Origin of the sequence: Methylobacterium sp. W2 (assembly GCF_020662345.1) — a bacterium.
Lineage (GTDB): Bacteria > Pseudomonadota > Alphaproteobacteria > Rhizobiales > Beijerinckiaceae > Methylobacterium.
Genome location: NZ_VMOA01000009.1, coordinates 21,444 through 34,580, shown reverse-complemented (window position 1 = coordinate 34,580; position 13,137 = coordinate 21,444). Strand labels below are relative to the sequence as shown.

10 protein-coding genes are annotated in these 13,137 nt (G+C 66.8%); 2 read left to right on the top strand and 8 right to left on the bottom strand.

Translation table 11 applies throughout. From position 1 onward, the window contains the following. Window positions 1–10 precede the first annotated feature (10 nt). The 4 genes from FPV16_RS06770 to FPV16_RS06755 all read right to left on the bottom strand — a co-directional run bounded on the left by FPV16_RS06770 (window position 11) and on the right by FPV16_RS06755 (window position 5,466). Window positions 11–310 carry an RNA polymerase sigma factor region1.1 domain-containing protein gene (locus FPV16_RS06770; protein WP_227437296.1) on the bottom strand — a complete coding sequence of 100 codons (300 nt, stop codon included), beginning with the start codon at window positions 308–310 and terminating at the stop codon, window positions 11–13. Window positions 311–511: 201 nt separating this feature from the next. Next, on the bottom strand, window positions 512–2,809 hold the full coding sequence (locus FPV16_RS06765; protein WP_227437466.1) for an FdhF/YdeP family oxidoreductase: 2,298 nt from the start codon (window positions 2,807–2,809) through the stop codon (window positions 512–514). An 84-nt stretch (window positions 2,810–2,893) separates the two neighbouring features. Beyond that, window positions 2,894–4,279: a glutathione-disulfide reductase gene (gene gor, locus FPV16_RS06760; protein ID WP_227437293.1), complete on the bottom strand. Its 1,386-nt coding sequence runs from the start codon at window positions 4,277–4,279 to the stop codon at window positions 2,894–2,896. Between the two features lie 188 nt (window positions 4,280–4,467). After that, window positions 4,468–5,466 (bottom strand): calcium-binding protein, encoded by a 999-nt coding sequence (locus FPV16_RS06755; RefSeq protein WP_227437291.1) that lies wholly within the window; start codon window positions 5,464–5,466, stop codon window positions 4,468–4,470. A gap of 361 nt (window positions 5,467–5,827) precedes the next feature. Here FPV16_RS06755 and FPV16_RS06750 point away from each other — a divergent pair, with 361 nt between their 5' ends. Then, a complete protein-coding gene (locus FPV16_RS06750; protein WP_227437289.1) occupies window positions 5,828–6,217 on the top strand; it encodes a hypothetical protein in 390 nt (129 codons plus the stop codon). A gap of 50 nt (window positions 6,218–6,267) precedes the next feature. Continuing rightward, on the top strand, window positions 6,268–6,903 hold the full coding sequence (locus FPV16_RS06745) for a general stress protein (RefSeq protein WP_227437285.1): 636 nt from the start codon (window positions 6,268–6,270) through the stop codon (window positions 6,901–6,903). A gap of 77 nt (window positions 6,904–6,980) precedes the next feature. Here the strand turns inward: FPV16_RS06745 and rpmG are convergent, their stop codons facing one another. From rpmG to FPV16_RS06725, 4 genes are all read right to left on the bottom strand, one after another. Then, window positions 6,981–7,148 carry a 50S ribosomal protein L33 gene (gene rpmG, locus FPV16_RS06740; protein WP_018044575.1) on the bottom strand — a complete coding sequence of 56 codons (168 nt, stop codon included), beginning with the start codon at window positions 7,146–7,148 and terminating at the stop codon, window positions 6,981–6,983. Between the two features lie 99 nt (window positions 7,149–7,247). Beyond that, the gene (locus FPV16_RS06735; RefSeq protein ID WP_227437283.1) at window positions 7,248–8,429 is read right to left on the bottom strand and encodes an MFS transporter; all 1,182 of its coding nucleotides are present in this window, start codon (window positions 8,427–8,429) and stop codon (window positions 7,248–7,250) included. 124 nt (window positions 8,430–8,553) lie between these two features. Beyond that, the gene (locus FPV16_RS06730) at window positions 8,554–9,909 is read right to left on the bottom strand and encodes an efflux RND transporter periplasmic adaptor subunit (RefSeq protein ID WP_227437281.1); all 1,356 of its coding nucleotides are present in this window, start codon (window positions 9,907–9,909) and stop codon (window positions 8,554–8,556) included. Continuing rightward, window positions 9,906–13,133 (bottom strand): efflux RND transporter permease subunit, encoded by a 3,228-nt coding sequence (locus FPV16_RS06725; RefSeq protein WP_227437279.1) that lies wholly within the window; start codon window positions 13,131–13,133, stop codon window positions 9,906–9,908. Before FPV16_RS06725 ends, FPV16_RS06730 begins: the two co-directional genes overlap by 4 nt. Between the last annotated feature and the right edge of the window lie 4 nt (window positions 13,134–13,137).

Here is a 13,137-nt window from a genome sequence, read left to right as displayed (position 1 = left end):
AGACGAGATACTAGTCCCCCTCGCCGTCCTCCACGGCGATGCCGTGTTCCGACAGGATCCAGAAGATCGCTTCGAGATCCTCGGCCGTGACGTCGCGCGGAGGCAGGGCCTCCTCGAGATCTTCGTAGGTCAGGCGACGCGCCCGCTGTGCTTCCGCCTTGGCGAGGAGGCGATCCACCGTGTCGCGCATGTCCTCCGGCAGGGCATCATGGCTCGGCAGGCGACGGTCGGCCTCCGGGAACAGAGACTGCTCCAGCATGCGGTCGATGATCGCCTGGCGCCGGTCATGCGCGTCGTCGTTCTTTGCCATACCGATGTTATGGAGTGCGAAAGCCGCCCGAAACAAGAGAGTCCCGCGCGCCTCACGCTTAATACCAAGCGGCACTGATCCCGACCGACAGCCGGCATCAGTGCGTTCGGCGGAGGCCCGCCGCCGCGCGCTCGCGCGGGCAAACGGCGATGAGGTCTCCTCATCGTCGTCTGCTATGAAAGCCGGGCCCGGACGGCGGCTTCACCCGTGGAGAGCCGGGGCAGAGCGCGCGATCCGCACCGGGATCGCCTTGGCGGCCGGTGTCTTCGCTTGCTCGTCATGGTGCCAGAGCGGGATCAGCGGATTGAGCTCGGGGTAGTAGCCCGCGCAGTTTCCCGGCGGGATGTTGTAGGCGACGATGCGGAGCCCCTTCACCGTCCGGACCCTGTCCTCCGCCTCCGTCGTCACATCGACGATCTCGGCATCGGCTAGCCCCAGGCGCGCGATGTCGTCGGCGTTCATGAACAGGATCGTCCGCGTGCCCTTCACGCCACGAAAGCGGTCATCATAGCCATAGACCGTGGTGTTGAACTGGTCGTTCGAACGCAGGGTGATGAGGTCGAGGGCGTCGGGACTCCGCAGCGGCATGTCGGGATCGGCCTCGATGCCTTCCGGCACGGAGAAATTGGCCTTGCCCGTCTCCGTCTCCCAGCGGCGGTCGCGGGCGGCCAAGGGCTTGTGAATGCCGCCGGGCTCGAACATCCGGCCTTCGAGATTGTGGAACACCGCGGGGTAGGTCGCCTCCATGGCCCCGCGAACGCGGGAATAATCGCCGACCCACGCGTCCCAGGGCACGTTCGGGTTCGGCGCGACGGTGGCCTTGGCGATCTCGGCGACGATCCAGGGCTCCGAGCGGACCTGATCGCTCACCGGCTTCGTCTTGCCGCGCGAGCCGTGGAAGCACGAGGTCGAGCTTTCCATCGAGACCGCCTGCGGCCCACTCGCCTGGGTGTCGATCTCGATCCGACCCAAGCAGGGCAGGATATAGGCGACCTCACCGTTGACGAGGTGGGAGCGGTTGAGCTTGGTCGAGATCTGCACGGTGAGGCGCATCGTCCGCCACGCTTCCTCCATCTGCACCGTCTCGGGGATGGCGCGGACGAAGTTGCCGCCGAGGCTGATGAAGGCCCTCACGTCGCCGGACACGATGCCCTCGCAGGCCTCCACCGTGTTGAGGCCCTTCTCGCGCGGCGGCTCGAAACCGTATTGCTCCTTCAGGACATCGAGGGGGGCGAGTTCCGGCTTCTCGGTGATCCCAACCGTACGCTGGCCCTGGACGTTGGAATGGCCGCGCACCGGACAGGGACCGGCGCCCTTGCGCCCGATATTCCCGCGCAGGAGCAGGAGGTTCACCAGCATCTGCACGGATTCCGTGCCTTTGCGATGCTGGGTCAATCCCATGCCGTAGACGCCGATGACGGCCCGTGCGCGGGCATAGACGGTCGCCGCCGCCTCGATGGCGGCGCGGGTCAGGCCCGAGCGGCCTTCGAGGGCCGCCCAATCCTGGTTGTCGCAATAGGCGGCGAAGGCGTCGAACCCATGGGTGTGTTCGTCGATGAAGCTCCGGTCGAGGATGCCGGGCCGCCCGACGCTCAGCGCCTCGCGGTCGGCGGCGATGAGCGCCTTGCACATCCCGGTGATCGCCGCGAGATCGCCCCCCGCCTTCACCTGATGATACTGGGTCGAGATCTCGGTGGCGTGGCGCGTCGCCATCTCCACCACCGATTGCGGGTTGGTGAAGCGCTCAAGCCCACGCTCGCGCAGGGGGTTGAAGGTGATGATCGGAACCCGGCGTTTGCGTGCCTCCTGCAGCTGGTGGAGCATCCGGGGCGCGTTCGAGCCGACATTCTGGCCGAAGAACAGGATCAGGTCGGTGGTGTCGAAATCCTCGAGAACCACGGTTCCCACGGGGACGCCGATCGACGCCTTGAGGCCGACGGAGGTCGGCTCGTGGCACATGTTGGAGGAATCGGGCAGGTTGTTGTTGCCGTACATCCGGGCGAGGAGCCCATACATGTAGGACGTCTCGAGGGACGCCCGGCCCGACGCGTAGAACACCGCCGATTTCGGATCGAGGGCCCGCAATTCCCGTCCGATCGCCGCCGTTGCCTCGTCCCACGATACCGGGACGTAGTGATCGCTGTCCGGATCGTAGCGCATGGGGTGCGTGAGCCGGCCCTGCTCCTCGAGCGCGTAATCCGTCCAGTCGCGGAGTTCCGTCACCGTGTGCTTGGCGAAGAAGTCCGGCCCGCAGCGCTTGGCGGTCTGCTCCCAGGCCGTGGCCTTCGCGCCGTTCTCGCAATATTCGAAGGTCAGCGGCTTGGCGGGCTTGGCCCAGGCGCAGGACACGCACATGAAGCCGTCCGGCTTGTTCTGCTTCATCAGCAGCGCCGCACCGGTGACGGGGATCTCCTCCCGCAGCAGGATCTCGGTGAGGGACTGCGCCGAGCCCCAGCCGCCGGCCGGCCCGTCATAGGCCTCGATCTTCGGCTCCGCCATCTTGTCGGTCATTCACAAGGCCTCTGACGCTAGGTCGGTCGGCAAGCCAACGGCAGCGCCGAGTCCCTGTTCCGGGGTGCGGCTCTAACCCACTCCCTCCGGCCGCTTGGTCACGGCGGGGACCCGCATGGTGACGAGTTCTTCGCCCGCCGTGGGATGCACCGCGATGGTCCGGTCGAAATCGGCTTTCGTGGCCCCCATCGTCACGGCGATCGCCACCGCCTGTATGATCTCGCCGGCATCGTGTCCGACGATATGGACACCGAGCACCCTGTCGCTGGCGCAATCCACGATCATCTTCATCAGGACACGCTCGGCGCTGTTGGACAGCGTCGCCTTCATGGAGCGGAAGCTCGACTTGTAAATGTCGATCATCTCGAACCGCTCGCGGGCCTGATCCTCGGTGAGGCCGACCGTGCCGATCTCGGGCGTCGAGAACACCGCCGTCGCGATGAGGTCGTGGTTCACCGCCCAGGGTTTGGCGCCGAACACCGTATCGGCGAAGGCGTGGCCCTCGCGGATGGCGATGGGCGTCAGGGCGGCGCGGTTGGTGACGTCGCCCACCGCGTAGATCGAGGGCACGCGGGTCTGCGAGAAGGCGTCCACCGGGATCGCGCCGCTCTCGTCGGTCCCGATGCCCACATTCTCCAGACCGAGGCCGCTCACCGCCGGCTTGCGCCCCGTGGCGACGAGGACCTGATCGACCTCGATCACGCTGCCGTCGCCGAGGGTGGCGGCGATGCCGCCCTCCCGCCGTTCGAGGCGCTCCACCGTCTGGTTGAGCCGCAGATCCAGGCGCTTGTCGAAGGCGAGGCCGAGGGCGTCGCGGACCTCGTCGTCGAACCCGCGCAGCAGGCGGTCGCCCCGGTGCAGCAGGGTCGTGCGCGATCCGAGATGCGCGAAGACGCTGGCGAATTCGACCGCGATGTAGCCGCCGCCGATGACGAGGATGCGCTCCGGCAGGGTCTCCAGCTCGAAGACCTCGTTGGAGGTGATGCCGAGATCGCCGCCGGGAATGACCGGGACCTTCACCGGATACGCGCCCACCGCCACGAGGATGTATTTCGCCCGCACGCGGCGTCCCGAGCCGGTGAGATGGACAGTGTGGGCATCCTCGATGACGGCCCGCTCCGCGATGACGGTGACGCCAGCCCGTTCGAGATTGGTGTCGTAGATCGATTCGAGGCGCGAGACCTCGGCGTCGCGGCGGGCCTTCAGGACGCTCCAGTCGAAGCGCGGCTCGCCCACCGACCAGCCGAACCCGGCCGCGTCCTCGAACTCGTCGGCGAAGCGCCCGGCATAGACCATCAGCTTCTTCGGGACGCAGCCGCGGATCACGCAGGTGCCGCCGATCCGGTATTCTTCGGCGAGGCTGACCCTGGCGCCGTAACCGGCCGCGATGCGCGCCGCGCGCACGCCCCCCGAGCCGCCACCGATGACGAACAGATCGACGTCGAACTCGTCGGTCATGGCAGATTCCTCACAGTGACGGATGCGGGTTCGGCGATCCTGGCGGAACGCGGGGCTGGTTCCGTCCGCTCTATCGCAGGAACACGATGCCCGTCATCGCCGAACGTCGAGAATCCATCGTCGCAGATGGTTCTGCCGGGCTGGGATGGCTGCCCAGCCCCGGGCTCGACGTCCGATCGACGTGCCGGCTACAGGAGGAAGTCACTGGCGTGCAGGGTATCCACCACGTTCTTGAGGGAGATCTGGAAATCGGCCTTGCCGTCGCCGGTCACGTCGCCCTCCACGATCGTCGCACTGCCTGAAACGAGGGCGTGGAGCTGGCCCGCCTGCTTGCTGAAGGCGGCGTCGCCGATGAAGTTGAATGGCTGATCGCCGGTCGCTCCCGTCACGGCTTGGATCAGGTGCAGATCGATATGGTCGGCACCGATGGTGAAATCCGTGATCTGGTCTCGGTGCTCGGCGCCCACCGCGCTGTCCCTGATGGACTTGAACTGGAAGGTGTCGTCGCCCGCCCCGCCGAGGAGAACGTCGCGGCCGCGTCCGCCGATCAGTGCATCGTCCCCCGCGCCGCCCTTCAGCGTGTTTGCGGCGGCGTTACCGGTGAGAACGTTGTCCCCGGTGTTGCCGGTGCCGTTGATGGCCGACGTCCCCGTGAGCGTCAGGTTCTCGATGAATTGGCCGCCGATGGAGAAGGACACGGAGGACTTGACGAGGTCGACACCATTCAAGCTCCGCTCGACGACGCGATCGCCGGAATTATCGACGATGTAGACGTCGTTACCATCGCCGCCCATCATCGTATCGGCGCCGGTATATCCATTGATGTAGTCGGAATACCGCGAGCCGTTAATCGTGTCGTTCCCGGCGAAGATGTCCTTCAGCACGTATTGCGTGTCGTTGTGATCGTAGAATGTCTGCTCGTGGGCCACCGTCACGTCGATGCCGCGCAACGTGCTGTAGAGGCCCGCGCCGTCGTCGTAATCGAGTGCCGTCGTCGTCCCGGATGTCGGGTCTCCGTTCCTCGCGTAAGTCAGATCGTGGCCCTGGACCAGGATGGCCGTCCCGTCGTTGAAATCGAGCTCGTATCCGGTCGGGGCGAGATCGTAATAAAGTCCGCCCGTCTTATCGAGGTGCCAGATATCCAGCGTCCGAAAATCGACTTTGTCGTAGACGTTATACGTCGCCATCGTTTCCACCCGTGTTCGAGCAGCGGTGTCAGGGCCTGACGGTGCCTATGGCCGGATCATCGCCTGGGCGTTCGGTATCCGGGGCCAGGATCGTTGTACATTCACACATTTGCGACGTGCCGGACCGGAACGAAGCCGTCTTCGACGTGGTCGTTTCCGTAAGCTCGCAGGCAGGAACCTGGCGATATCGACATGCATCTGAGCCATGGCCGGCGGCCTGAAGCATGGCCGCAATGGTAATGCTCAATATTTTTCGAGACGGCCGCGGTCCCAGTTACGCTTAGCGGCCGTGTATCGAGTGATATCTACGGAACGCTTTGGCTTCCCTCGGAATTGAATGGGTCCGATGAGGGAGATTATTATGCGACATCAGCTGGCTACACTCGCCTTTGTGGCGATTCTTGGCTCGAGCGCGGCCTACGCGCAGACCACCGTGACCGGCAAGCCCGCCACCGATGCCGAGACCAGCGCCAAATCCGGCGGTCAGGAATCCGTGACGCGGCCCAACACCGACAAGCCCGACGCGAACCGCCCCGCCACCACACAGGCGACAGCGGCCAACGCAAAGCTGGAGGAAGGCGCCAACAGCTTCACCGAGGGCCAGACCCGCAGCCGGCTGGAGCAGGCGGGCTACAAGGACATCAAGGAACTCAAGAAGGACGACAAGGGCATCTGGCGTGGGGCGGCGACGCTCAACGGCAAGCCGGTCACCGTCGGCGTCGACTTCAAGGGCAACGTCGCGGCCAACTAGCTGCGTCCCTGAAGCCGCCGGCCTGTCGATACAGTGAGAGGAACGATCCCATGGCAAACCAGACCATTACCGCGCTCTACGATTCGTACGACGACGCCGGCAAGGCCGTCGCCAAGCTCGAAGCGTCGGGCATCAGCCACAGCGACATCAGCATCGTCAGCAGCAACGAGAACGACCGGCATGCCGGGCGCGTGACGACGGGCGATCACACCCGTGCGGACACCACCGAGTCGGCATCGACCGGTGCGGGCACCGGAGCCGGCGTCGGTACGCTGCTCGGTGGCGCCGCCGGCCTCCTGACGGGGCTCGGCCTGCTGGCGATCCCGGGCGTCGGCCCCGTCGTTGCCGCCGGTTGGCTCGTCACCACCCTGGCCGGTGCCGGCATCGGTGCCGCGGCCGGTGGCCTTGTCGGTGGTCTGACCGGCGCGGGCTTGAGCGAAGCCGATGCCCACACCTACAGCGAAGGCGTACGTCGCGGCGGCACCCTCGTGACCGTCAAGGCCGACGATGCCCGCGCGTCGCAGGTGATGGACGTGCTCGAAGAGCACGGTTCGGTGAACGTCACCGAGCGCGCCGAAGGCTGGAAGGCCGATGGCTGGACCGCGCCGAGCACGACGCCCTCCGATGCCACGACGCTTCCCGGCGCCCGTCCGGGCGTGCGCTCCTACCCCACCGCGCCGCTGTAACTCCGGCACCGATCCGAAACGGAAAAAGCCGCCCGAAAGGGCGGCTTTTTTGTGCCGTCTCGATAAGGAGACGCGGCTTACTTGATCTTGGTTTCCTTGAAGTCGACATGCTTGCGCACGACGGGGTCGTACTTCTTCATGGACAGCTTCTCGGTCTGCGTCCGGGAGTTCTTCTTCGTAACGTAGAAGTAGCCGGTGTCGGCGGTCGAGATCAGCTTGACTTTAACGGTGACGGCCTTGGCCATGGCGCGGTGCTCCTGAAGATGGCGGCATTCCGCTTGAGCGAAACGCAAAATGGCCGGCGCGGACCGGCTGAATTCCGGGCGGTCATTGCCTCATCGGGCTCACTTCGTCAAGGCCGGGGCGGTTATCCGAAGCCGCCAGAGGACGAGGCCGGCATAGGCGACGAGCACGCCGCACATGGCATAGGCGAAGCCCTGGGGCGGCACCAGGTCCATGCCACCACCGATGATTGGAGGTCCGACCATCAGGCCGACATTGTAGAAAATCAGGAAGGCGGCATTCGCTCCGGCGAGTTCGGCCCCGCGCACACTGGCTCCGAGATGGGCCAGGCCGACGGTGTAGAGCGTGCCGGTCAGGCCGCCCCAGATCAGCAGAAGCACGGCGAGCCATGCCGGGGAGGCCGAGGCCACCGGGATCAGCGCCGCGCCGATCGCACCGCCGAGGGCTGAGGTGAGAAGGAGGTGGCGGCGGTCGAACCGGTCGGCGAGCAGGCCGAACGGAATCTGGAACAGGACGTGGCCGAGGGCGAGCATGCTGACGAGACCGGCGGCACTCTCGGCATCGAACCCGATCCGGAGGCCGTAGAGCGGCAGGATGGCGAATCCCCCGGTCTCGACGGCGCCGTAGACCAGGGCCGCAAAGATGGCGGCCGGCGCCAGCCGGACATAGCCGAGGAAGCCACGGCTGCTCTTGCCCTCGATCGCCGGCGCCAGGCCGCGCGCCAGGGCGATGGGGACGGTGCCGAGCAGGAACAGGGCGGCCCCGGCGCAATACGGCGCATAGCCCTGGGTGCCGATGACGACGAGGAGCGTCGGCCCCACCGCGAAGCCCAGGGCCAGCACCGTCGCGTAGATGCCCATGACGAGGCCGCGCCGGGCCGGGGGCGCGACCTCGTTGATCCAGAACTCCGACAGGACGAAGAGCACACCCAGCGTCGCCGAGAAGACGAAGCGGAGGGGGAACCACCAGCGGATATCGTGGAGCAGCTTGAACCCGACGAGGGAGGCCGCGCCGACGCAGATCGCCAGGATGAGAAAGCGCACCACGCCGATCCGGGCGGCGAGACGCGGCACGAACGGCACGGTGACGATGCTGGCGAGACCCGCCAGGGCCGTGTTGATCCCGATGAGCGTACTCGACACACCCATGCGCTCCATCTCCAGGGAGAGGAGCGGGATCGATAGGCTGAGGCCGATGCCGACCACCGCGACGCAGGTGATCGCGGCGCTCATCGCCGCCACATGGGCGCGATCGAGAGTGTCCGAGGCGGGGCGGTCGAGCATGCGCGGAGACGTTCCGGAAACCGCGCGCTAATCTTGCGCGGAAACGCGTGTCTCTACCTCATCCACCCGCGCGGATGGAACCGGCCGAACGGCTTGGCTGGGCTGCGCCCGCGTCCAGCCGGTCTCATCGTGCGGCGGATTTCAGCGCCTTGCCGTCCTGCTTCGACGGCTGGCGCTCCATCGTCTGCCCGTCATGCAGATCCACGGGCGGGCTCAGCACGATCTGCTCGCCGCCGTCCAAGCCCTGGTCGATCTCGATCGTGGTGCCGAGGTCGCGCTGGATGTGGACGCCGCGCCATTCCACCGTGCCGTCGTCGCGGGAGATCGCCACCTGCGTGCCGCGCTGGTTGAACACCAGGGCCTCGGCCGGAATGACCGTGTTCCTCCCCGTCCGCGGCACCTTGAGCGTTACGTAGACATAGAGGCCGGGCCGCAGGCTGCCGTCGCCATTGGGAACGTCCACCTGCGTGGTCAGGGTCCGGGAGGAGGTCAGCAGGGCGACCGAGCTGCGCTCGACCTTGCCGGAGAAGGTCCGGTCCGGGATCTGCGGCACCTTGATTGTGGCGGCGACGCCCGGATTCACCCCGACGGCGAGATTCTGGGGCACGTTGACGACCACGCGCAGGACGTCGTCCCGGTCCATGGACAGCAGGGCGGTGCCGGTGCCGTCGGCCTGGACGAGATCGCCGATATCGACGCTGCGGGCGGTGACGACGCCGTCGAAGGGGGCGATCACGTCCTTGAAGCCGGTCAGCGCCTTCAGCCTGTCCACGGTGGCCCGCTGCGCCTTGATGTTGGCCTCGGCCACCTTCACCCCCGCTTCCGCCGAGGCGAGGCTCGCGCCCTGGCTCAGGACGCTGGCCTGGGAATTGTCCGCGTTCTGCTTCGAGGCCCAGCCCTGCACGGCGAGGGTCGAGGTCCGGCTGTTGGTGGCGGTGGCGAGATTCACGTTGGCCTTCGCCTGATCCACCATGGCCCTGGCCTGAAGGAGCTGGGCTTCGAGCTGGCCCACCTGCGCCTGGGCCTGCGCCAGCTGCTGGTCGAGATCGGGGGCGGCGATGCGGATGAGGATGTCGCCCTGCTTCACCCGCGTGCCGATATCGACCCGGCGCTCGGCGATGTAGCCCGTGGCACGGGCGAACAGGGACGCCCTGGCGAAGGCGTCGGTCTGTCCGGGCAGGGTGATGTCGACGGGCTGGTCGGCCCGCTCCACCGCGATGGTCCGCAACTTCGGCACGAACTCCCGGGCCTTGCGCTGCGTCTCCTGCGCCGCGGCACCCTTCTGCCAATGGCCGTAGCCGCCCCAGCCGAGCAGGCCGACGGCAATGAGCCCGGCCACGAGGAACGGTCCCTTCCCCGGCGGCGGCGGGATCTCCGCCGGGCCTCGCCCGGAGCCATCACCCGAACCATGCCCCGAACCATGAGCCGTCACCGTGCCGGTCTTCTCATCGGTCGTGTCACCAGGGCTGTTCCCGCTCATGCGTAATCCTGAAGCGGCTTGACCTCGCCCCGCCTGAGGAGGGTGTAGAGGAAGGGCACGAAGAGCAAGGTCGAGGGCGTCCCGATGGCGATGCCGCCCATCACGGCGCGGGCGAGAGCCGCGTTCTGCTCGCCGCCCTCCCCGGTGCCCAACGCCATGGGGATCAAGCCGAGGAACATTGCGCCCGCCGTCATCAGCACCGGCCGCAGCCGGGTGTCGCCCGCGAGCAAGGCCGCCTCCGCCGCGCTGCAGCCCGTCGCCTCCCGGTGCTCCTTGGCGAAGGTGACGAGGAGGATGGAGTTGGCGGAGGCGATCCCCACCGACATGATCGCCCCGAACAGCGACGGGATCGAGAAGGTGGTGCCGGTGATGAACAGGCTCGCCACGATCCCGCAGAAGGCCAGCGGCAGCGCCGCCAGGACCACGAGGGGATCGCCCCAGCTCTGGAAATTCACCGCCATCAGCAGATAGACCGCCACCAGGGCGATGGAGAGGCCGATTCCCATGCGGAAGAACGCCGATTGCATGTTCTCGATCTGCCCGCGCACGGTGATCTTGTCCGGGGCCGGCAGGGCCTTCTGTTCCTCTTCGACGATCCGGCGGATGTCTTTCGCCACCGAGCCGAGATCGGAATCCTGCACCGCCGCGTAGATGTTGAAGGTCGGCTGCGTGTTGACGTGGTTGATCACCGTCTGCGACCCCTCGCGGCGCATGGTCGAGACGCTGGAGAGCAGCGTCAGCACGCCGGGCGCGTCGGAATTGCCGGTGACGAGGAGCGGCGTGTTCTGGATCGCGGTGAGGCTGTCGTTGCGGTATTCCGGCGTCTGCACCCAGAGCTGATAGGGAATGCCGGTCTTCGGGTCGGTCCAGAAGTTCGGCGTCACTTGGAAGGAGCCCGACAGGGAGACGTTGAGGCCTTGCGCGATCTGCTGCTCGGTGAGGCCGAGCTCGGAGGCGAGGCGCCGGTCGACATCCACGAAGAATTGCGGCGTGCCGACGATCTGATGGAGATGGACGTCCACCGCCCCGCGCGTCTCCTTGAGGCGGCGGACGATGTTCTGCGCGGCGGCGAGGTCCTTGGCGGTGTTGCGGCCGGAGACCTGGATGTCGATCTGCGCCAGCGTCCCGAAGTTCAGGATCTGCGTGATGATGTCGGACGGTTGGAAATAGACGATCAGGTCGGGGAAGCGCTCGCGCAGCACCTCGCGCAGGCGCTTGGTGTAGCCGGCGACCGAGCCGTGGCCTTCCTTCAGGTTGATGAGCATCTGCCCGTCGTTGTTGGCGACGAACGACCCGTCCGAGAAGGCGAAATTGTAGTTGTTCGCGGGCAGTCCGAGATTGTCGAGAACCTGATCGATCTCGCCCTCGGGAATGACCTCGCGGACCACCGACTGGACCTGCGCGAAGGTCTGCAAGGCGGTCTCGATGCGCATGCCCGGCCGGGTGCGCAGGTGCAGCGTCATCTGGCTCGATTCGACCTGCGGGAAGTAATCCTGGCCGACGAAGCCGAACAGGCCCGCCGTGCCGGCGAAGATCACCGCCACCGTGGCCAGCGTGACGACCCGGCGGCGCAGGACCACATGCAACAGGCCCAGATAGCCGCGATGGAAGCGGGCGAAGCGCGCCTCGAACCCCTGGCGGAAGCGGCCGGCGAGGCGGTGGAGCGGCCCGAACAGCCATCCCAGCGCGCGGGCGACGCGGCCCCGTCGCGGAGCCTGCCCGCCCTTGCCGTGATGCGCCTCGTATTCCCGCGCCACCAGCACGTCGATCAGCACCGGCACCAGGGTGCGCGACAGGACGTAGGAGGTCAGCATCGCGAAGACGACGGCGAGCGCCTGGGGGGTGAACAGGTATTTCGGCGTGTCCGTCAGCGCGAAGACCGAGACGAAGGCGGCGCAGATCGAGAGCGTCGAGATCAGGGCTGGTTTGGCGATGCCGGCCGCGCCCTCCACCACGGATTTGCGGAACGGCTCACCCTCCTCGAACAGCCGATACGTGTTCTCGATGGCCACCGTGGCGTCGTCCACGAGGATGCCCACGGCCAGGGCGAGACCGCCCAGCGTCATGACGTTGATCGTCTCGCCGAGGGCCGTGAGGATCGAGAGCGAGGTCAGGATCGAGAGCGGGATCGAGACGAGCACCACGATGGTGGAGCGCCATGAGCCGAGGAACAGCAGGATCGTCAGGCCGGTCAGCGCGGCGGCGATGACCGCCTCGTGGATCACGCCCTCGATGGCGGCGGAGACGAAGACCGACTGGTCGAACAATTCGCGCAGGGCCATGCCCTCAGGGGCGGCGGCGCGGATGTCCGGCAGGGCCTTCTTCACGTTGTTGACGACGTCGAGGGTCGAGGCGGTGCCGTTCTTGAAGATCCGCATCAGCACCGAGTTCAGGCCGTCGGCCCGCACGATGTTCACCTGCGGCGGGCCGCCGTCGCGGACATTGGCGACGTCGCGCACCAGCACCGGCTGTCCGCCGACCACCCGGATCGGCACCTGGTTGAGTGCCTCGATGGCGTCCGGCGTGGCGTTGAGCTGGATCGGGTATTGCTGCTCGCCGATCTTGGCGAGGCCGGAGGGCACGGTGAGATTCTGCGCCGTCATGGCGTTGGTGACGTCCAGCGCCGTCAGGCCCAGCGCCCGCAGGGCCTGCAGGTCGAGATCGACCATGATCTGGCGCGGCGTGCCGCCGAAGGGCGAGGGCAGCGTCGAGCCTGGCACCTGGGTCAGGCGCTGGCGGATGCGGTACTGGGCGTAATCGTAGACCTTGGTCAGGCTCTGGCTGGTGGAGGAGAGCGAGAGCTGGATCACCGGGACGGAGGAGGCCGAGAACCGCAGGACGATGGGCGGCTGGACGCCGGGCGGCATGGTCGAGCGGATCGAGTTCATCGCCGAGACGGTCTGGGCGATGGCGAGATCGATGCTCACCGATTGGTCGAAATACACTTTCTGGATCGCCGTGCCCTGCAGCGTCGTCGATTCCATCCGGGCGATGTTGTTGACGTTGTTGGAGAGCGAGAACTCGGCATAGGTGGTGATGCGACGCTCCATCTCGGAGGTCGAGAGGCCGGTATAGGTCCACACCACCACGACGACCGGGATGTCCACGGTGGGCAACACGTCTTTCGGCGCCACGATCACCGCGGCCGCGCCGCCGAGCATCATCAGCACGGCGAGCACGTAGATCGTGATGCGAAACTTCAGAGCATACTGGACGAGGCCCATACGG

Excerpts from the sequence above, each read along its gene's own strand:
- FPV16_RS06770 (WP_227437296.1), bottom strand. The coding sequence starts at position 310 with ATGGCAAAGAACGACGACGCGCATGACCGGCGCCAGGCGATCATCGAC.
- FPV16_RS06765 (WP_227437466.1), bottom strand. The coding sequence starts at position 2,809 with ATGGCGGAGCCGAAGATCGAGGCCTATGACGGGCCGGCCGGCGGCTGG.
- gor (WP_227437293.1), bottom strand. The coding sequence starts at position 4,279 with ATGACCGACGAGTTCGACGTCGATCTGTTCGTCATCGGTGGCGGCTCG.
- FPV16_RS06755 (WP_227437291.1), bottom strand. The coding sequence starts at position 5,466 with ATGGCGACGTATAACGTCTACGACAAAGTCGATTTTCGGACGCTGGAT.
- FPV16_RS06750 (WP_227437289.1), top strand. The coding sequence starts at position 5,828 with ATGCGACATCAGCTGGCTACACTCGCCTTTGTGGCGATTCTTGGCTCG.
- FPV16_RS06745 (WP_227437285.1), top strand. The coding sequence starts at position 6,268 with ATGGCAAACCAGACCATTACCGCGCTCTACGATTCGTACGACGACGCC.
- rpmG (WP_018044575.1), bottom strand. The coding sequence starts at position 7,148 with ATGGCCAAGGCCGTCACCGTTAAAGTCAAGCTGATCTCGACCGCCGAC.
- FPV16_RS06735 (WP_227437283.1), bottom strand. The coding sequence starts at position 8,429 with ATGCTCGACCGCCCCGCCTCGGACACTCTCGATCGCGCCCATGTGGCG.
- FPV16_RS06730 (WP_227437281.1), bottom strand. The coding sequence starts at position 9,909 with ATGAGCGGGAACAGCCCTGGTGACACGACCGATGAGAAGACCGGCACG.
- FPV16_RS06725 (WP_227437279.1), bottom strand. The coding sequence starts at position 13,133 with ATGGGCCTCGTCCAGTATGCTCTGAAGTTTCGCATCACGATCTACGTG.